Source organism: Acinetobacter calcoaceticus (assembly GCF_016508255.1).
Lineage (GTDB): Bacteria > Pseudomonadota > Gammaproteobacteria > Pseudomonadales > Moraxellaceae > Acinetobacter > Acinetobacter calcoaceticus_E.
The window spans coordinates 66628-85488 of record NZ_JADVKT010000010.1; the positions used below are offsets into that span (position 1 = coordinate 66628).

At 39.5% G+C, this 18861-nt stretch carries 18 protein-coding genes and 4 tRNA genes; 20 read left to right on the top strand and 2 right to left on the bottom strand.

Annotated elements, in window-relative coordinates; genetic code table 11:
- The first annotated feature begins 32 nt into the window (after positions 1 to 32).
- Positions 33 to 1364, top strand: coding sequence for a TolC family outer membrane protein (locus I5515_RS16075; protein WP_199968552.1), 1332 nt, complete (start codon positions 33 to 35; stop codon positions 1362 to 1364).
- A gap of 105 nt (positions 1365 to 1469) precedes the next feature.
- A complete protein-coding gene (gene phoU / locus I5515_RS16080) occupies positions 1470 to 2192 on the top strand; it encodes a phosphate signaling complex protein PhoU (RefSeq protein ID WP_000075183.1) in 723 nt (240 codons plus the stop codon).
- 311 nt (positions 2193 to 2503) lie between these two features.
- On the opposite strand, the gene I5515_RS16085 is transcribed toward phoU, so the two are convergent.
- Together I5515_RS16085 and argH are read right to left on the bottom strand one after the other, a co-directional pair.
- On the bottom strand, positions 2504 to 2773 hold the full coding sequence (locus I5515_RS16085) for an oxidative damage protection protein (protein WP_016139496.1): 270 nt from the start codon (positions 2771 to 2773) through the stop codon (positions 2504 to 2506).
- 9 nt (positions 2774 to 2782) lie between these two features.
- On the bottom strand, positions 2783 to 4216 hold the full coding sequence (gene argH / locus I5515_RS16090) for an argininosuccinate lyase (RefSeq protein WP_199968554.1): 1434 nt from the start codon (positions 4214 to 4216) through the stop codon (positions 2783 to 2785).
- Here argH and I5515_RS16095 point away from each other — a divergent pair.
- The 18 genes from I5515_RS16095 to I5515_RS16180 all read left to right on the top strand — a co-directional run bounded on the left by I5515_RS16095 (position 4207) and on the right by I5515_RS16180 (position 18703).
- Entirely contained in the window at positions 4207 to 5346 is a 1140-nt protein-coding gene (locus I5515_RS16095; RefSeq protein ID WP_199968556.1) for a sensor histidine kinase, read from the top strand. The two genes, argH and I5515_RS16095, sit on opposite strands and share 10 nt — an antisense overlap.
- 60 nt (positions 5347 to 5406) lie before the next feature.
- On the top strand, positions 5407 to 6147 hold the full coding sequence (locus I5515_RS16100; protein ID WP_199968558.1) for a LytR/AlgR family response regulator transcription factor: 741 nt from the start codon (positions 5407 to 5409) through the stop codon (positions 6145 to 6147).
- Positions 6148 to 6235: 88 nt separating this feature from the next.
- The gene (gene hemC / locus I5515_RS16105; protein ID WP_199968566.1) at positions 6236 to 7153 is read left to right on the top strand and encodes a hydroxymethylbilane synthase; all 918 of its coding nucleotides are present in this window, start codon (positions 6236 to 6238) and stop codon (positions 7151 to 7153) included.
- 3 nt (positions 7154 to 7156) lie between these two features.
- Positions 7157 to 7924 (top strand): uroporphyrinogen-III synthase, encoded by a 768-nt coding sequence (locus I5515_RS16110; protein WP_199968568.1) that lies wholly within the window; start codon positions 7157 to 7159, stop codon positions 7922 to 7924.
- A gap of 8 nt (positions 7925 to 7932) precedes the next feature.
- On the top strand, positions 7933 to 8775 hold the full coding sequence (locus tag I5515_RS16115; protein ID WP_199968570.1) for a hypothetical protein: 843 nt from the start codon (positions 7933 to 7935) through the stop codon (positions 8773 to 8775).
- A 9-nt stretch (positions 8776 to 8784) separates the two neighbouring features.
- Entirely contained in the window at positions 8785 to 9978 is a 1194-nt protein-coding gene (locus I5515_RS16120) for a heme biosynthesis protein HemY (protein ID WP_199968572.1), read from the top strand.
- Between the two features lie 7 nt (positions 9979 to 9985).
- Entirely contained in the window at positions 9986 to 10426 is a 441-nt protein-coding gene (locus tag I5515_RS16125) for an acyl-CoA thioesterase (RefSeq protein WP_199968574.1), read from the top strand.
- 193 nt (positions 10427 to 10619) lie between these two features.
- Positions 10620 to 10946, top strand: coding sequence for an H-NS family nucleoid-associated regulatory protein (locus tag I5515_RS16130; RefSeq protein ID WP_199968576.1), 327 nt, complete (start codon positions 10620 to 10622; stop codon positions 10944 to 10946).
- 333 nt (positions 10947 to 11279) lie between these two features.
- Complete coding sequence (gene gspN / locus I5515_RS16135) at positions 11280 to 12023, top strand: type II secretion system protein N (RefSeq protein WP_199968580.1); 744 nt, start codon at positions 11280 to 11282, stop codon at positions 12021 to 12023.
- Entirely contained in the window at positions 12023 to 12865 is an 843-nt protein-coding gene (locus I5515_RS16140) for a type II secretion system protein N (RefSeq protein WP_199968581.1), read from the top strand. Before gspN ends, I5515_RS16140 begins: the two co-directional genes overlap by 1 nt.
- 41 nt (positions 12866 to 12906) lie before the next feature.
- Positions 12907 to 15183, top strand: coding sequence for a type II secretion system secretin GspD (gspD, locus tag I5515_RS16145; protein ID WP_199968589.1), 2277 nt, complete (start codon positions 12907 to 12909; stop codon positions 15181 to 15183).
- A gap of 40 nt (positions 15184 to 15223) precedes the next feature.
- Positions 15224 to 15853 carry an FHA domain-containing protein gene (locus I5515_RS16150; RefSeq protein WP_199968590.1) on the top strand — a complete coding sequence of 210 codons (630 nt, stop codon included), beginning with the start codon at positions 15224 to 15226 and terminating at the stop codon, positions 15851 to 15853.
- 65 nt (positions 15854 to 15918) lie between these two features.
- On the top strand, positions 15919 to 16587 hold the full coding sequence (locus tag I5515_RS16155) for a phosphoglycolate phosphatase (protein WP_199968592.1): 669 nt from the start codon (positions 15919 to 15921) through the stop codon (positions 16585 to 16587).
- A 109-nt stretch (positions 16588 to 16696) separates the two neighbouring features.
- Complete coding sequence (gene trpE, locus I5515_RS16160; protein ID WP_199968594.1) at positions 16697 to 18190, top strand: anthranilate synthase component I; 1494 nt, start codon at positions 16697 to 16699, stop codon at positions 18188 to 18190.
- A 98-nt stretch (positions 18191 to 18288) separates the two neighbouring features.
- Positions 18289 to 18364 (top strand) — tRNA-Thr (locus tag I5515_RS16165).
- Positions 18365 to 18418: 54 nt separating this feature from the next.
- A tRNA-Tyr gene (locus I5515_RS16170) sits at positions 18419 to 18502 on the top strand.
- A 37-nt stretch (positions 18503 to 18539) separates the two neighbouring features.
- Positions 18540 to 18615, top strand: a tRNA-Gly gene (locus I5515_RS16175).
- 13 nt (positions 18616 to 18628) lie between these two features.
- Positions 18629 to 18703: transfer RNA gene (locus I5515_RS16180), tRNA-Thr, on the top strand.
- Positions 18704 to 18861 lie beyond the last annotated feature (158 nt).

An 18861-nucleotide genomic window follows, 5' to 3' on the forward strand; every position in this document is an offset into this window, starting at 1 on the left:
TATCGTTGATTTAAACAATGAAAATAAAATTAATGCTTGTGGCGGGTTTATGGAGTTTGACCTCGTCGAGTTTTGCTCTAGATTTGGTTGAAACTTATGAGCGCGCGAAACAAAATGATCCGACATGGCAAGCGAATCAACAACAATTTGAAGCAGATCAGCTCAATTTAGGCTTGGCAACGGGTGCTTTACTACCCACTGTTACCTTGTCTGGAAAAATTAACCGTAATAGTCAAACAGTAAAACGTTCAAATTTTCCAGGTGTTGATCAAGAAGGGCTTTCTGATGCTTTAGTGAGTAATACCTCGACCACCAAACAAGCAACTTTAAGTGCGCGTCAGCCGCTATTTCGAATGGATGCATGGGAAGGTTATAAACAGGTTAAAACCTCAGTTGCTTTAAGTGAAATTACTTTAAAACTGCAAAAACAAGACCATGTTTTAAATGTAGCAGAAGCGTATTTTAATGTGCTGCGTCAACAAGCTCTTAGTGTTGCATACTTACAAGAAGAAAAAGCTTTGCTTGAGCAGCTCAATATGATGAATGCCAAACTCAAAGAAGGTTTGGTGGCACGTAGTGATGTGAGTGAAGCAAATGCTCAATATCAAAATGCCAGAGCCAATCGTATTTCAACCAATGTTCAATTACTTTTAGCCCAAGAACAGCTTTCAGAATATATTGGGTCTTATCAAGATAAGCTTGCTGTACTGCGGAGTGATTTTAATTTTCAAAAGCCTTATCCAGCAGAGCTGAATGATTGGATTTCTTTGGCGCAGCAAAAAAATCTAAAGATCCAGCAAGCCCGTTTACAGCAACAATATAGTGAAGATCAGCGCCGTGTGGAAAAGGCCGCGCTTTATCCTCAAATTGATGCTGTTGCCAGCTATGGTTATACAAAACAGACACCTGAGACACTCATTTCGACTGATGGAAAATTTGATCAGGTTGGTGTAGAAATGAACTGGAATTTATTTAATGGTGGGCGCACTCGAACATCAATTAAAAAAGCCACTGTAGAAGCCAATAAAGCTCAGGCTCAACTTGATGCGGCCATTCGTCGTGCCAATGTCGATGTTAAAAGTGCCTTTATGCAGGTAGATACGGACCAAGCAAAACTTGCAGCAAGAAAAGCTGCAATGGATTCGTCTTCTTTAGTTTCTCAAGCTTCAAAAGCGAGCTATAACGAAGGGTTGAAAAGCATGGTAGATGTTTTATTGGCACAGCGTAATGCTTTTTCAGCAAAACAGGATTATCTTAATGCTCAATATGACTATTTATTAAATGTACTTCGGTTAAAAGCTGCGGTAGGCCAGTTAGGTGAAAAAGATCTGGTTGAGCTAAATAACTGGTTAACCTATCAGTAATAACATGCTTTTATCTGAAATTTAATTTTGTCATAAAAACTTAATGATTGCTGTGTTCTAATGCTCAATCATTTTATTCCTGCGCCATCATGTTGGAGGCTTCCCTTGAGTCCAAGTAATCCGGTGTTAAGCCATCATATTTCTTCTCAATTTAATGAAGATTTGCAAGATGTAAACACAAAGTTTATGACCATGGGTGGCTTGGTCGAACAACAGGTCGCAAATGCAATTCATTCTTTGCTTGATACAGATGCAAATTTAGCAATTGATGTTCAATTTAAAGATAATGCAGTCAATCAATACGAACGTGATATTGATGAGGGTTTAACACTAATTTTGGCACGACGTCATCCGGCAGCGATTGACTTGCGTATGGTTATTGCCATGAGTAAAGCCAATACTGACCTTGAGCGAATTGGTGACGAAGCTGCAAAAATTGCACGTATTGCACAAAACCTTTGTGAAGAGGGTGGTTCACCTCGTGGCTACATGGAAACTCGCCATATTGGGAACCAAGTCCGTGTCATGATTCATGATGCACTGGATGCTTTTGCGCGTTTAGATGCAGATCAGGCATTACGTGTACTTTTAGCCGATGCTGACATTGACCGTGAATATCAATCTGCAACACGTACATTAATGACCTATATGATTGAAGATCCACGCCATATTGCTCGTGTGATTAATGTCATGTGGGTATTGCGTTCTTTAGAGCGTATTGGTGACCATGCACGTAACATTGCTGAGCAAGTGATTTATATGGCGAAAGGCTTTGATGCTCGCCATACCAAAATTGAAGAAATTGAAGCCAAAGTCCACGAAAAGTAAGACTTGAGCTGAAATACTTAAAAGCCTTGTTTTGAACAAGGTTTTTTTATTTTGAAGATAATAGATAAAAAAAGTCCCGAACTTTGGGGGAAAAGTTCAGGACGGAAAATCAAGTGCATTAATAAAAAACACGACAGGGATCGTGTCCTTCTTGCTATGAATTAATATTAAGTTCTTCACTTTTTTATGTCATGTAGAGTCCTGTTTGCTCTATGTAAGGCTTTTTATGATTGTGTAAGTTTCACGTAAAAAAGGCAGGTCTATGTATATAGACCTGCCTTTTTAATAATGAGTGAGCTAAAGCAAGCTGATTATTCAGGTTTCCAGCCTTCCGCCTTTTCTACACTCTCATCATTGTTGAAGAACTTCTCACGTTGTTCTTCAAGAAACTTCTTTGAATCTGGTTCAAACACATTTAAGCGCTTTTCATTAATCAGCGTAGTTTGGTGTTGTAACCATTCTTGCCACGCTTGTTTAGAAACATTTTCAAAAAAATCTTGGCCTTTAGCACCAGGAAAAGGAGCGAAGTCTAGACCTTCCATTTCCTTTTGATATTTTCGGCAAAATACTTGTCGACTCATGTTTTATCCTTAAGCGTATAACTGTTCTAAACGTGTATGGGCACGAGCAATAGCAGCTTCAACCTGTTTTGGTGAAGTTCCGCCAATATGATCACGTGCATTTACAGAAGCTTCTAGTGTTAATGCTTTATCAAACACATCTGCTGTGATTAAGTCAGAGAATTGTTGTAATTGCTCAAGTGTTAACTCAGATAAATCTTTTTCTTCAGCGACACCTAATGCAACTGCTTTACCTACAATTTCATGCGCATCACGGAAAGCCACACCTTTTTTCACTAAGTAGTCAGCAAGATCGGTCGCGGTAGAGAATCCACGCAGTGCAGCTTCACGCATGATTTCAATATTTGCAACCAATGCAGGAATCATGTCTGCAAATGCCATGAGTGAACCACGAACCGTATCGATTGCATCAAATAAAGGTTCTTTATCTTCTTGGTTATCTTTGTTGTATGCCAATGGTTGACCTTTCATTAGCGTGAGTAAGCTAATTAAATCACCAAATACACGGCCTGATTTACCACGAATAAGCTCTGGAACATCTGGGTTTTTCTTCTGCGGCATAATTGAAGAGCCAGTACAGAAGCGGTCAGGAATGTTAACAAATTTGAACTGTGCAGAAGTCCAAAGAATCAGTTCTTCAGACATACGTGATAAATGCATCATGATCAGTGCAGCAGCAGAGTTAAATTCGATGGCAAAGTCACGGTCAGATACAGCATCAAGAGAGTTTTCAGATACAGCTTCAAACCCCAAAAGTTCTGCTGTATAGGCACGGTCAATCGGATAAGTTGTACCAGCAAGAGCAGCTGAACCAAGTGGCATGCGGTTAACGCGCTTACGACAATCTTGAAGACGTTCAGAGTCACGAATCAACATTTCAAACCATGCTAACAAGTGATGACCAAAAGTCACAGGCTGAGCAGTTTGTAGGTGTGTAAAGCCCGGCATAATGGTATTTACATTTTTGGCAGCCAAGCCTAACAAGCCTTTTTGTAAACGTTCTAATAATTTTAAAATATCATCAATTTCGTCGCGTAGGTAAAGACGAATATCAGTTGCAACCTGATCGTTACGGCTACGGCCTGTGTGTAGTTTTTTACCTGTAATGCCAATACGTTGAGTCAAACGTGATTCAATGTTCATGTGAACATCTTCAAGATCGATGCGCCATTCAAAGTTTCCAGCCTCAATTTCTGAGCGAATGGTGTTTAAACCTTCAATAATGTCATCGCGTTCTGCTTCTGTGAGTACGCCAACTTTCGCAAGCATGGTAGCATGCGCAATCGAACCAGCGATGTCTTGTTTATAAAAACGCTGGTCAAACTGAACAGAGGCGGTAAATTCGGCTACAAAAGCATCCGTCGCTTCAGAAAAACGACCACCCCACATACCTGAGGTCTGGTCTGGGGTTACTGAATTAGGGGGATTTGAAGATGTGGTCATGGTGGCTCAGTAAAATAAAAAAGAGTATATCACTTGCCGAAGCTCAACAAACAAAGTTGTTTCCTACAGCATACCGAAATCAAAATTCTTCCTATTTTTTTACGAAAAACGGGCGTTGGCAACACTTATTCGAATTAATTATCGCAAGTAATGTTTTGGCAGTGGTCTTGGCATTGGCTGAAGCACAGTCTTGGCAAGCATTAAGCAGTGGGCGCCTTTTACAATACATCGTTTTTATTAACTGGGTAATATTGTCGTTTTTTACTTTGGTTGAGCGCCTTCAAGGTTTTTTTAGCAGTTTACGTCAAGAATTTGCCTTGGCTATCGGTTTTGTCATGCTGCAAGGTATTGTTGTTTTGACCACTTTAATGAGTAATTTTTTTCAGTTTGGCCTTTTAAATAAACATGCTTCTTTAACCCATGACTGGAGTATTTATTTTACCAATGTGCCTTTATATCTAAGCTATGGAATATTACTTGGGGCTTTTTGTTTACGTTATTTATATGTCAGAGAACAGTGGCTACATCAGCAATATGCAGAGTTAAATGCCCGTATTCAGGCCATGCAAGCGCGAATTCATCCTCATTTTTTGTTTAATAGTTTAAATAATGTGGTGAGTTTAATTGCGATAGATCCAGATAAAGCTGAAGGGATGTTGATTAGCCTGTCACGTTTATTTCGTGCGAGCTTCCAAGAATTAAAGTTGGTAAGTTTGCATGAAGAAATCGAGCTGAGTAAACAATATCTAATGATTGAACAGGTGCGTTTGGGAGAACGTTTAAAAGTAGATTGGAAAGTTGAGCTTTCATCTGTGCAACTGAAGCAGATCACGATCCCTTTGTTGACATTACAACCTTTGCTAGAAAATAGTATTTTTCATGGGGTAGAACCAATGATGGGGAAAGCAACTATAGGGGTATTGGTTGAAATATTGCAAAATCAGGTCAGTATAGTCATTACCAACCCATATACAGACGATACAATAAATTCACGGAAAGGGCATGGAATCGCGCTTGAAAATGTAAAACAACGCCTGAAAGCATATTATGGGAACTCCGTTCGATTTCAGGTTTATAAAGGTGAAACCTTATATACCACCATTATGAGCTATCAATATCAAACAAAATAATAAGTTAGTCAGAGTTAACCATAAAAACATGGATCAAGTTAACGGTGACAAGGAGGACAAATGAAGGTGCTGATTTGTGATGACGAGCCTCTTGCAGTGGAGCGATTATCACGTTTAGTTTCAAAGATGGGACATGAAGTTGTATCAACGGCTTATCATGGACAGGAAGCCTTGGAACAGGCGCGGCTTCATCAACCAGATGTAATCTTACTTGATATTCAAATGCCAGGTATGAATGGGCTTGTCTGTGCAGAACAGTTAAGTCAGCTAAATCCTCGACCTGCGATTGTATTCTGTACGGCCTATGATCAGCATGCATTGGAAGCATTTAAATCTCAGGCTCAAGCATATCTTCTTAAACCAATTGATCCTCAGGAACTTGAACAAGTTTTTAGTCAACTGACTCAGCTTACACAAGCGCAGCTCAATGCTTTGCCACAACATGATTTTTTACATGATCTAAAAACACAGCGGCATCAAATTGCTGCAAAAACCTATCGTGGGGTTGAGCTGATTCCTGTTGAGAATATCTATTATTTTTTAGCAGATCAGAAATATGTGACTGTGCGTCATCAAAATGGCAGTGTATTAATTGATGAAACTTTAAAAGAACTTGAAACCGAATTTGAAGATCAATTCATTCGTATTCATCGTAATGCATTGGTTGCGGTTGCATATTTAGAAGGACTCGAGCTGGTCAGTTCAGGGCAATATCAGGTTCGATTACGTGGTTTAGATGAGCGACTCTCAGTGAGTCGTCGACATTTATCTACGCTTAGAGAGCGGATACACCAGCTTTAACTTATTTTGCGGTTGAGATTTTACTTGCAATTTTAAAGGATCAAGTTAAGTTTAGGGTGTATTGTTTGACCAGCCCATGTTTGAATTTATGAAAACCTTGAAAATTGCTACACGACAAAGCCCACTTGCTCTTTGGCAGGCAGAACACATTCGTGCCCGTTTACAGGAGCTTCACCCAGATTTAACAGTGGAGTTGGTTAAGTTTGTTACGCAGGGCGATAAAATATTAGATACACCTTTAGCAAAAATTGGGGGAAAAGGGCTGTTCGTTAAAGAGTTAGAAGCAGCACTTTTAGATGGGCGTGCGGACTTAGCTGTACATTCGATGAAAGATGTCCCTATGGCTCTGCCAGAAGGCTTAACTTTAGCTGTAATTTGCGAACGTGAAGACCCTTTAGATGCTTTCGTTTCAAATCAATTTGAAAAATTTGATGATCTACCTCAAGGTGCAAAAGTGGGTACATCAAGTTTACGTCGTAAATCTCAGATTTTAAAACAACGCCCTGATTTACAGATTATTGATTTACGTGGAAATGTTGGAACACGTTTAGCGAAGCTAGATGATGGTCAATATGATGCGATTATTTTGGCAAGTGCTGGTTTGAAGCGTTTGGGGTTATCAGAGCGTATTCGTCATTGTTTAACACCAGACATTAGTTTGCCTGCGGTGGGTCAAGGTGCATTAGGCTTAGAATGCCGTGCAGCTGACCAAGATGTATTAGCTTTAATTCAACCGTTATTACACGAAGAGACAGATGTTTGTGTACGTGCTGAGCGAGCATTTAATGCTTATCTTGAAGGCGGTTGTCAGGTACCAATTGCAGGTTATGCAACATTACAATACGGCAAAATTCATATTGAAGGGCGTGTCGGAAGCCCTGATGGCCAAACATTATTACGTGCTGAACTGACAGATGAAGCCAGCAATGCTCAGCAATTGGGTGAAAACCTTGCTCGAAACTTACTTGATCAAGGTGCTGGCGAGCTATTAAAGGCTCTCTACTAAATTATGTTGTTTATTAATACTCGACCTGATTCTCGAGCTGCAGAATTAACAGAAGTTTTGCAAAATGAAGGTTATCAGGTTGAGTCTTTACCTCTTTTAGAACTCGTTGCTAAACCCTTTTCCGAACATTTACTTCAGCTTTACCAACAATTAGTTAAGGCGCAAGCTATTGTTGTTGTTAGTCCAACCGCTGTTGAGGTGGGGGTTAAATATTTGCTGCAAAGTGGTTTAAAGCTAGCTGATTTGAAGCATATTCAATGGATTGCCGTCGGGCAGGCAACGGCCAATTGTCTAAATGAGTATGGAATAGAAGCACATATTCCAGATGTTGAAACCTCTGAGGGGATGTTAAGTCTACCTATTCTCCATAATATGAAGCAGGCAGGTAGTGTCGCTTTTTGGCGAGGAGAGGGTGGACGTCAATTTATGATGGAGACCTTGCAACAGCATGGAATTCAGATTTTAAATTTCGTTTTATATCATCGGCAGTGCCCAGAAACCTCATTTTCCACATTCAAACATCTGACACAGAATTCAAATTATAATTTAAATAAATGGCTGGTCTTAATTACGAGTGAGGCGAGCTGGAAGTATTGGTTAGAGCTTTGTTTAAAAAATAATGTACAACCTGATTGTGTATATTTGGTTTTAGGACCACGTCTTTTTCAAATTGTTAAAGCATATCGCGATCAGCAACAGGCTCATTTTCACATTATTCAACTTGAAAATTTATCGCCTTCGGGGATGATTCATCACATTCAGGCATTATAAGGATTCATATGAGAAAACTTGTTTCTATCATCATTTTACTGGGCGTGGCTTGGTTGGCTAAGCTCAGTTACGATATGTGGCAAATTTCTCGTACTGTTCCCGAGCTTAAGCAAAGTCTGCTTCAATCAGAACAGCATTATGCCAATCTAAATGATCAATTGGTTGCTTTACAACGGCAGTTACAGAATCAACCCGTAAATACAGGCAATAACCTCAGTTCCGTGGCTCATCCAGATGCCCCGCCAACAGGTATTGTGCCTACAGTTTTAATTAAACAAAAGTTAGATTTAATTCAATTTGCAATTGATCAGCAACAATTGATTTACGCAGTTGATCAATTAAACCAATTGCAGCAATCCCTTGTGCACTATGAAATTGCCCCTGCATTGCAACATAGCTTGAATCAATCGCTTGAGCAGGATAAACAGGCAGTTCAGCAATTCACATTGGCCCAAAATCAACGCCATCAGTTGATTGATGATTTATTGCAGACGATTGATAAAAATATTCAGCAAGCCTTAGTCAAGCCTAAACTTGAGATGGATCAATCAGAAGCTGTCTCTTGGTGGAAAAAATGGTTCCGTATAGAAAAAGTAGAAACCCCATCTATTAATTTAATGAATCGAAGTGTAGTACTGAAAGAAGTGCAATTAAGATTATTAATTGCTGAACAAGCACTCAATCAAGGGAGCATGGCAGAGTACCAAAATGAGTTGCAATCTGTGATGCAAAAGCTAGATGAAATGCCTGATGCAACGAGTCAGCAATTAAAAAAACGTATTGCTAAAGTGGCACATTTATCTGTAGTGCCTGTTCCTAAATTATCTACACTTGGTCTAATTGGCTCATAAGGAGGAGATATGAAACACCTCCTGTCGGTTTATTTCGTAATCAGCTTAATACTCTTTGCAGCTTTAGCTTTATTTAGTTATGGCTATGGAATGGGGTATGTTTATATCTACTGGCGACAGTTGCAGTTACAAACAAATGTCTGGGGTTTAACCCTTACTTTTGTCGTGGTTAGTTTTATTGCTCAACTCATATGGCTTTGGGTTAAACGTTATTCCTCTCGTGAGCAGAGAAAAAGTGAAAACATCTTCCAATTTAAAAATCTTCATCCCTATGAACAATTAGGTATTGTCTGGTTATTAGAGGCCGCCGAAGACCAACGTGTTTTTATTGAACGTGTTTTTACTCAATCAGGACTTTTAAAAAATATTATTGATGCCAAGTTTTTAGTTTTAAACGGAGACTATCCAAAAGCATTAGAGGCTTTAGACCAGTCACCACCCATGGCATTTGAATTGGCAGAGTTACAGCGAATAGAAATCTTTTTAGCCCAAAACGAAGCTGACCGAGCGTTAACTCATCTTGAGTTTTTATACCAGCATCAGCTATCGCCTTGGCTTGAGGAAATAGAAACTGCCTACCAGCAGAGATTAACTGCTTTATGGGGGCAATTGGCCCTGCAACATCCATGGGTATATTTACGATCAATGAAGTATGGATTGTTAGATGCGGAGCACCGTGATTTATGGTTGCAGCAACTTCTTCAGCAGTTTGATCAAGCGTCTATTGATGACCTATATGCCTTACAACAACGTTATCTGGATTTAGAGTCCGAGATTCAAACTCGACCATATAGCAGTAAGTTGTTATGGCTCAAACTATTGGCGCGTATGCCCGATATGAGCATGCAGCATGCAGCCTTAACACTACACTTATTAAAAGAGCAGTTTGATCCAGAAGTGTTTTACCTGTGGTTTCAGCAACAATTGCTTAAACAGGTTCCAGACTATGCTGATGTCGAAGAAAAAATTATTGAATTTGAAAATCAATATATGAATTTGCCAGTTTTAACCTTCGCAAAATGGCATGTCTATATGGCAACTGGACGTCAAGCAGAAGCTGAAACATTATTATCATTATATCCAGATAATATTTTAATGAGTTATTTACGTATTAAGTCCACGCTTAATGAAGATGAAGTGTTAATCAAACAGTTAAACCTAATCTTTGAAAATGATGCGAATTTTTTAAAATTTAAAATATGAGGCAAAAATGAAAGAACTGTCTGTCTACCCGATAATATATGAACAGAAAGTAGCGTGGGGAGATATGGACGCTTTTGGTCATGTCAATAATGTACAATATTATCGATATATTGAAAGCTCCCGTATTTTATATATGGAGGCTATAAATATATTGACTCCTGAATTATATACTGTTGTTGCATCAAGCCAGTGTAAATATTTAAAGCCAGTTTTCTATCCAGATGTATTAAAAGTGGGGGTTCGCGTGGAAGAGCTCCGTAATAGTGCATTTCGTATGGCTTATATATTATGGAGCGAGACACAACAACAAATCGTGGCAACTGCTGAAGCTGTTATGGTATGTGTAGATAAATTAACAGAACGAAAATGTGAAATACCTCAGGAAATAAAACAAAAAATTATTGAGCTAGAAAAAACAGTTGGACATGACTTAATACATTTATCTTAAAAAAATATTAATAAAATATATTTCATTTATAATTGATAATGTAATTAAAAGGTAATTTTTTGGGTTATTCTGATGAACTCGGCTTTCAAACTATTGCTTATTGAATAGATTATAAATAATATTGGTCTTGATTTTATGTTTTTAAATTTTGTCTGTATTATTTGAATTGTCTGTAAGACTGGAGTATTTATTAATGAAACCGGATATCAGTGAATTATCTGTTGAAGAGTTAAAACGCTTACAAGAAGAAGCGGAAGCTTTAATTGCAAGTAAAAAAGATCAAGCGATTGAAGATGCATATAATCAAATTAACGAGATTGCTGAAAAAGTAGGATTTACTGTTGAACAGCTTCTTGAGTTTGGTGCTCAAAAACGTAAGAAAACTACACGTAAATCTGTTGAGCCTCGTTACCGCAACAAAAACAATTCTGAAGAGACTTGGACTGGTCGCGGTAAACAACCACGTTGGTTAGTTGCTGAAATCGAAAAAGGTGCAAAACTTGAAGATTTCTTAATCTAATTGTATTGCCGATATAAAAAGCCAAGCAAATTTGCTTGGCTTTTTTATGCGTGAAAATATCTAAAATTTTGCTGTAAATATTATTTAAGAAATTGAGTGTCTAAATTCATCTTTAAATACATTGTTGAGATCAAATGTGCATTTAGTTAGTCGAATAACAAGTTTTCATGATTTTGTCATACGTTCAACTTATAGTCTTAATACCGAAGCCAAGCCTGATTGCTTGGTTTTTTTATATGAAGTGAATTGGCGATGTTGAAAAAGTATGCATAATGTCAGACTAGGGAGCTACTCTCAAAATAAGGACGATAATTTGCATGTTGGTAAGGCTGAATGAAGAAAAAGTCTAAGCAATGGAAGTGGTGGTTATTTGCCCTCATTGCATTTTTAATTTTTATTATTTTACAGATCCCGGCGACGTGGCTTATTTCTAAATTTTCAAAGAATAATCAAACTCTACACAATGTAAGTGGAAATATCTGGCAAGGCCAAGCAGATTGGCGGAGCGGTACTTTGAGAGGCTCGATTCATTGGAAAACTAGACCTCTAGACCTATTTTTATTAAGGTTCGCTGCTGATGTAGATATCCATAGTGGAAATACCCAATTATCTGGGGTAATGGCCTACGGGGTTGGTAAAAAAGTACTTGTAAGGGCAATGAATGGTCAGATTGCACCTGAAACATTAAAACAAATTGTGAACTGGCAATGGCCTGTGAATAGTATCCAGTTAAAAAATATTGATTTTAATTATAAAAAAGAGCAAGGTTTCGCTGCAGTTGATGGTCAATTACATTGGGGTGGTGGTGCTTTAATTTATAATATGGGTGACCGTCAAGACCGGATGAATATGCCTTCATTGAATGGGCAATTAACGGATCAAAATGGTCAATTACAGATTGATATACGTGATCAACGCAGTCAAAAAATGGCAAATCTTCTATTAGATGCCAATATGATGCTTGATGTGCAGCTTACACAAAGATTATTACTGAATGTTCCATCTTATGATGGAAAAGCTGGTTTAGATACGTTTGTCATTAGTTCTCGCCAACCGTTATTACAAGGTGGTCACTAATGAAAACGTGGATAGATAAATTACAGCAACTCCAATGGCAAAAATTAGATCGACTCAGCGTAGTTGTACTTGCCATTTTAATTTTATGGTTGTGCTGGAAATTAGCTTCACTATTTTGGTGGGTTGTTGCACCTCCACAAATGATGCAGTTTGATCGGGTAGAGCTCGGCTCTCAGCAACCGCAAATACCAAACATTAGTACTTTTTCACTTTTTAATGAACCTTCTGCCAATGCGGCTCAAGAAAATGTGAATCTAGAATTACAGGGTGTGATGGTTGGTTATCCGAACCGATTTTCTTCTGCCGTCATTAAATTTGATAATACGGCTGACCGGTATCGAGTTGGTGAAACCATTGGTTCTACTTCTTACCAGTTGGCAGAGGTTTATTGGGACCATGTGGTGTTGCGTCAAGGAAATGGCAGTACCCGTGAACTTCAGTTCAAAGGTTTGCCAAATGGTTTATATCAGCCTATGACTCCTGCAACTACACCGCAAACTGCTGCTACTACACCATCTCAACCTGCAGCCCCTGTGAATACGACCCAACAGGCCTTAGGACAGGCGATTCAGCAGATGCAAGGTAACCGAGAGCAGTACCTCAAAGATATGGGGGTAAGCGGGAATTCAAGTGAAGGTTTTGAAGTTACAGAACGTACACCCACTGCGCTTCGAAATAAGTTAGGTTTAAGGCCGGGTGACCGGATTGTTTCTTTAAATGGTCAAACGGTTGGGCAAGGACAAACGGATGTGCAGTTACTTGAACAGGCTCGTCGAGCTGGGCAAGTGAAAATAGAAATAAAACGTGGTGATCAAGTGATGACCATACAACAAAATTTTTAGTGATAACACGTCACCATAAGAGTTAGGAAATATCGCAAGTTATGGCTTTATTGAATCATCAACGTCCACTTTGGGCATTACTTGCAGCAGCCCCATTGATTGCGACAGTGAGCAGCAGCGTCTATGCCCAGACATGGAAGATCAATTTACGTGATGCTGACTTAACTGCATTTATTAATGAAGTTGCAGACATTACGGGGAAAAACTTTGCAGTAGATCCGCGAGTGCGTGGCAATGTCACAGTCATATCGAATAAACCACTCAATAAAGATGAAGTTTATGATCTGTTCCTTGGGGTCTTAAATGTAAATGGGGTGGTGGCAATTCCTTCTGGGAACACTATCAAACTGGTGCCAGATAGCAATGTGAAAAATTCAGGAATTCCCTACGACTCTCGAAATAAAGTGCGCGGTGATCAAATTGTCACTCGCGTCATTTGGCTTGAAAATACTAATCCAAATGACTTGATTCCAGCACTTCGACCTTTAATGCCTCAATTTGCACATATGGCTGCAATAGCAGGCACGAATGCGCTGATTGTTTCTGATCGGGCTACAAATATTTATCAACTTGAAAATATTATTCGTAACTTGGACGGAACTGGCCAAAATGATATTGAAGCCATTAACTTGCAATCGAGTCAGGCGGAAGAAATCATTACTCAACTTGAGGCGATGAGTGCAACAGGAGCATCGAAAGATTTTAATGGTGCCCGTATTCGTATTATTGCAGACAATCGAACAAACCGTATTTTAGTAAAAGGCGACCCTGAAACACGTAAGCGCATTCGCCACATGATTGAAATGCTGGATGTGCCTTCGGCAGACCGTTTAGGGGGCTTAAAAGTTTTTCGACTGAAATATGCAAGTGCAAAAAATTTATCTGAGATTTTACAAGGTCTCGTAACAGGACAAGCTGTTTCTTCATCAAATAACAATAAAAATTCATCTAACTCACCAAATTCGATGAATGGTTTAATGGGGAATAATCAAAATTCTGGTTCAAACACATCTGGGTCAAATGGCGCTTCAATTTCTACGCCTGCAATCAATCTAAGTGGTAATTCAAACAATAATAATCAGAACAATATCAGTAGCTTTAACCAAAATGGTATAAGCATTATTGCTGATAATGCCCAAAACTCCTTGGTTGTTAAAGCCGATCCACAGTTAATGCGTGAAATTGAATCTGCAATTCAGCAGTTAGATGTCCGCCGTCAGCAAGTCCTCATTGAAGCTGCAATTATTGAAGTCTCGGGAGATGATGCGGATCAACTCGGAATTCAATGGGCACTTGGCGATTTATCTAGTGGAATTGGTTTACTTAGCTTTAGTAATGTAGGTGCTAGTTTATCTTCTATTGCTGCTGGTTATTTATCCGGTGGCTCTGCTGGAGCGGCATCCGCTATTGCTGGTGGTGCTAATAAAGGTAATGGGGCAACTTTGGCTTTGGGTAATTTTGAGAACTCCCGTAAGGCTTATGGTGCATTAATTCAAGCACTCAAAACCAATACCAAATCAAACTTACTTTCGACTCCATCTATTGTGACGATGGATAACGAAGAAGCCTATATTGTTGTAGGCCAGAACGTTCCATTTGTAACAGGGTCGGTCACTACCAATAGTACAGGTATTAATCCTTATACAACTGTTGAGCGAAAAGATGTTGGTGTGACATTAAAAGTTGTTCCACATATCGGTGAAGGCGGTACAGTTCGTCTGGAAGTAGAGCAAGAAGTCTCTGCTGTTCAAGACAGTCGTGGGCAAGCAGCTGACTTGGTGACAAGTAAACGTGCCATTAAAACTGCAGTTTTGGCCGAACATGGGCAGACTGTAGTGCTTGGTGGTTTAGTGTCAGATGACACGTCACTTTCAAGACAAGGTATACCCGGGTTGAGCAGTATCCCGTATGTTGGGCGATTGTTCCGATCAGATAATAGAAGCAATGTAAAACGTAACCTTCTCGTCTTTATTCATCCTACGATTGTAGGCGATGCAAATGATGTTCGCCGTTTATCACAGCAGCGTTATAACCAGCTTTATAGCTTGCAGTTAGCAATGGATAAAAATGGTAATTTTGCAAAATTACCTGAGCAGGTCGATGATGTTTACAATCAAAAGATGACTCCGCCAGGTGTTGCTTCCCAGCCAAAAAATTATCAACAGGTCCCTTCAGGTGGAAAAAATTCTACAGTAACAACACCAGTGGCAGTAGAACCTGCGGTTCGAAAGCAAACCTTGCAGTTGCCTGATCCTGAAGTTAATCGTACTAAAAATACAGTAACAACAACGACACTGCGTCCCAGCACAGCACCGTAGTAGCATGTTATGATTGATAAAAAATGAATAGGACATACGCATGACTTGGAAATTACAAGCAATTACTGGTGAAATTACTGGCCAAGAAATTAGTGTTGATCGTGATATGTTGGTAGGGCGCCATCAAGATGCCGATGTGTTGTTACAAGCTGCTGAAATTTCACGTCGCCACGCTGCATTGCTTTTAAAAGATCAATTGCTATGGGTGCAAGACCTTAATTCATCGAATGGTACATTCATAAACGATATTCGTATTGAGCAAGAAAAACAGTTGCATGATGGTGATATTGTTCAATTTGCTAGCTTTAAATTCTCTGTGTTGGCACCTGCGCGGGAAATCGTAGATTTGCCTGAAATTGAAGTGGAGCCTGTAAATACGGCATCAACGTCAGATTTAAGTGATCAAGGAATGCCAAGCCTTACTGAGCGTGCTGCAGAAGTAGAAGTTAGTCGTGATGGTATGCCGCAGAATATCTCTATTCCAAAACCTGCACCGATCCCAGCAGGTGTAGATATTAATGCACAACCGCAACAGGCACTTGTTACTTTTGATGAGCCTGTTTCTCGTGTTGCTGAAGAAAAAGAGCAACAGAAGAATGCTTCAGTTGGTTTAATCACTATTATTATTTTAGTAATTTTAGCTTTATTGGCATGGTTATTCTTTAAATAATTCGTTGGTGCTTTTACAATCAAGGCATGCTAAACGCATGCCTTTTTAATTTCGAGAAGAAGAATATGTCTGTTGCACAACTAAATAAGCGCGATTTAATTTTATTTGATCTAGATGGAACATTGGTTGATTCTGCTGCTGATTTGTATAGGTCTATGAATTTAAGTTTAGAAGCGCTCAGTTGGCCATTGGTAACAGAGGTCCAAATACGAGAGTGGGTGGGTAAAGGAGCTTCAAAACTTTGTGAAAGTGTTCTGTTTCATATTTTTGGAAAATTAGATCCTGAACAACATAAAGTGTTATTACAGAAATTTGTAGAAATATACGGTGCAGAGCTTTGTGTAAATACTCAAATTTATCCAGGTGTGGCCGATTTTTTAAAGCATTGTAAAAATTTGAACATACAGATGGCATGTGTTACCAATAAGCCTGTGAAACTTGCTCAAGGTTTACTTGATGCTTTGGAGCTTTCTTCTTATTTCCAAGTTGTACTTGGTGGAGATAGCTTGCCTGAAAGAAAACCGCATCCCTTACCACTGTTACATTGCATGCAAAGCTTAAAAATACCTGCTTCGCAATCGCTAATGATTGGCGATTCAAGTAATGATATTGAAGCTGCACGCCGTGCGGGAATTGATTGTATTGTGGTTAGCTATGGATATAATCATGGAGAAAATATCTATGATAGCCAACCTCAGCAAGTGGTTGATAGTCTGGCTGAGTTAATTATCTAATGAGTGAAATGGAGATCAGCATGAATAAGCGTATGGTTTTTCGATGGCGTGTCTAAATCGAAACTAGAAAAGCACCGTTTTAAATCGAAACCATATTAGAGAACAATTCATGACTACATTAGCGCAATTTGAACAACTTAAGGCTTCTGGCTACAACACCATTCCAGTTTATCGTCAACGCTTAGCGGATACAGAAACCCCGTTATCAGTGTTTGCCCGCTTTAAAGACCAAACACAAGCTTACTTATTTGAGTCTGTGGAGGGGGGAGAAAATTGGGCGCGTTACTCTATGATCGGTTTGGGTGAGTCAACAGTTTTTTCATGTAATGCAGGTGTCTTGTCTATACAGCATGCTGATGGTTCAATCACACAAGAAGATTGTCTGGATCCGTTTCAATATATTCGTGAATTCCAGAAGCAATTTACAGTTCCATCTGCTGAGCTTTTGCCAGACCTACCAAGTTTTACTGGCGGGCTGGTTGGCTATTTGGGCTATGATGCGGTTCGTTATATTGAGCCGCGCTTAAAGAATGTGCCTGCGGCTGATCCAATTGCGTTACCAGACTTGTGGTTAATGCTATCAAAGACGGTCATAGTTTTTGATAACCTTAAAGATACTTTATTTCTAATTGTCCATGCTGATGCGGCGCACGAACATGCTTATGAAGATGCTCAGCAAAAGTTAGATCAACTGGAACAGTTGTTGGCTACACCAGTTAGCTTGCAAGCTAAGCCGCATACACCACCTCATTTTGAATCGATTACGGGTAAAGCGAAATTCCTTGAGACAATAGAAAAGGTTAAAGAATATATTCGTGCGGGTGATGTTATGCAGGTTGTTCCTGGGCAACGCATGGTTTCTGACTTTGATGGAGAGGCTTTACAGGTTTATCGCGCTTTACGTCATTTAAATCCTTCACCTTATTTGTTCTTGGTACAGGGTCAAACAATTACGGATAAAAAACCATTCCATATTGTAGGGTCATCACCAGAAATTCTCTCTCGTTTGGAAAATGGCATTGCGACAGTTCGCCCACTTGCTGGCACGAGACCGCGTGGAAAAACTAAAGAAGAAGATATCGCTTTAGAAAAAGACTTACTTTCTGATGAAAAAGAAATAGCAGAGCATTTAATGTTGATTGACCTTGGTCGAAATGATGTTGGTCGCGTTTCTAAAATTGGTAAGGTTAAAGTGACTGATCAAATGGTCATCGAGCGCTATTCACATGTCATGCACATTGTTTCAAATGTACAAGGTGAAGTACGTGATGATATTGATGCACTAGATGTGTTTAAGGCAACCTTTCCAGCAGGTACTTTATCTGGCGCACCGAAAATTCGTGCAATGGAAATTATTGATGAAGTTGAGCCTGTTAAGCGTGGTGTTTTCGGTGGAGCAGTGGGGTATCTAGGGTGGCATGGTGAAATGGATATGTCGATTGCAATCCGTACATGTGTTATCCGTGATAAAAAAGTGTATGTACAGGCTGGAGCAGGCTTAGTTGCTGACTCAAACCCTGAATCAGAATGGAATGAAACACAAATAAAAGCTCGCGCAGTGATCAAAGCGGTTGAATTATCGTCAAACGGATTGATTTTATGAGTTTTTAGCAGTTTTTTTTAAAAAACTGCTTGCATCGTTTGGAAGTTTTGCTAAACTGCACACCGTTCCGATACGAAACGTACGAAACACTAAGAAACGCCGGCATAGCTCAGTTGGTAGAGCAACTGACTTGTAATCAGTAGGTCCACAGTTCGAATCCGTGTGCCGGCACCATCTTAAAAGTGTGAAGTTGTTGAGTGGAGAGCAACACTGAAATAAGTGTGAAGTGGTGAGATTCCCGAGCGGTCAAAGGGGGCGGACTGTAACTCCGCTACGAAAGTTTCGAAGGTTCGAATCCTTCTCTCACCACCATTAACTTCGATTGAAGTGCTAAATATACCAGCATCGTGCGGGAGTAGCTCAGTTGGTAGAGCGGCAGCCTTCCAAGCTGCATGTCGCGAGTTCGACCCTCGTCTCCCGCTCCATCGAAGGATAATTGCTCTTATAGCTCAGTGGTAGAGCACTCCCTTGGTAAGGGAGAGGTCTCGAGTTCAAATCTCGATAAGAGCTCCAGATACAGTTTAGTAGATTTTCTACAAAGATTTAAAAAGCAGGCTTATTAGTCTGCTTTTCAAGTATTGGGTGTTTGATTTTTTAGGCGATATGTCGATGCTGGGTCTTACTCAGAATTGTGTTCGACGTAAACGAGGACTATAAACATGGCTAAGGCT

Excerpts from the sequence above, each read along its gene's own strand:
- I5515_RS16115 (WP_199968570.1), top strand. The coding sequence starts at position 7,933 with ATGAGAAAACTTGTTTCTATCATCATTTTACTGGGCGTGGCTTGGTTG.
- gspD (WP_199968589.1), top strand. The coding sequence starts at position 12,907 with ATGGCTTTATTGAATCATCAACGTCCACTTTGGGCATTACTTGCAGCA.
- argH (WP_199968554.1), bottom strand. The coding sequence starts at position 4,216 with ATGACCACATCTTCAAATCCCCCTAATTCAGTAACCCCAGACCAGACC.
- I5515_RS16095 (WP_199968556.1), top strand. The coding sequence starts at position 4,207 with ATGTGGTCATGGTGGCTCAGTAAAATAAAAAAGAGTATATCACTTGCC.
- I5515_RS16155 (WP_199968592.1), top strand. The coding sequence starts at position 15,919 with ATGTCTGTTGCACAACTAAATAAGCGCGATTTAATTTTATTTGATCTA.
- trpE (WP_199968594.1), top strand. The coding sequence starts at position 16,697 with ATGACTACATTAGCGCAATTTGAACAACTTAAGGCTTCTGGCTACAAC.
- I5515_RS16100 (WP_199968558.1), top strand. The coding sequence starts at position 5,407 with ATGAAGGTGCTGATTTGTGATGACGAGCCTCTTGCAGTGGAGCGATTA.
- I5515_RS16150 (WP_199968590.1), top strand. The coding sequence starts at position 15,224 with ATGACTTGGAAATTACAAGCAATTACTGGTGAAATTACTGGCCAAGAA.
- hemC (WP_199968566.1), top strand. The coding sequence starts at position 6,236 with ATGAAAACCTTGAAAATTGCTACACGACAAAGCCCACTTGCTCTTTGG.
- I5515_RS16140 (WP_199968581.1), top strand. The coding sequence starts at position 12,023 with ATGAAAACGTGGATAGATAAATTACAGCAACTCCAATGGCAAAAATTA.
- I5515_RS16110 (WP_199968568.1), top strand. The coding sequence starts at position 7,157 with ATGTTGTTTATTAATACTCGACCTGATTCTCGAGCTGCAGAATTAACA.
- I5515_RS16075 (WP_199968552.1), top strand. The coding sequence starts at position 33 with ATGCTTGTGGCGGGTTTATGGAGTTTGACCTCGTCGAGTTTTGCTCTA.
- I5515_RS16120 (WP_199968572.1), top strand. The coding sequence starts at position 8,785 with ATGAAACACCTCCTGTCGGTTTATTTCGTAATCAGCTTAATACTCTTT.
- I5515_RS16125 (WP_199968574.1), top strand. The coding sequence starts at position 9,986 with ATGAAAGAACTGTCTGTCTACCCGATAATATATGAACAGAAAGTAGCG.
- gspN (WP_199968580.1), top strand. The coding sequence starts at position 11,280 with ATGAAGAAAAAGTCTAAGCAATGGAAGTGGTGGTTATTTGCCCTCATT.
- I5515_RS16085 (WP_016139496.1), bottom strand. The coding sequence starts at position 2,773 with ATGAGTCGACAAGTATTTTGCCGAAAATATCAAAAGGAAATGGAAGGT.
- I5515_RS16130 (WP_199968576.1), top strand. The coding sequence starts at position 10,620 with ATGAAACCGGATATCAGTGAATTATCTGTTGAAGAGTTAAAACGCTTA.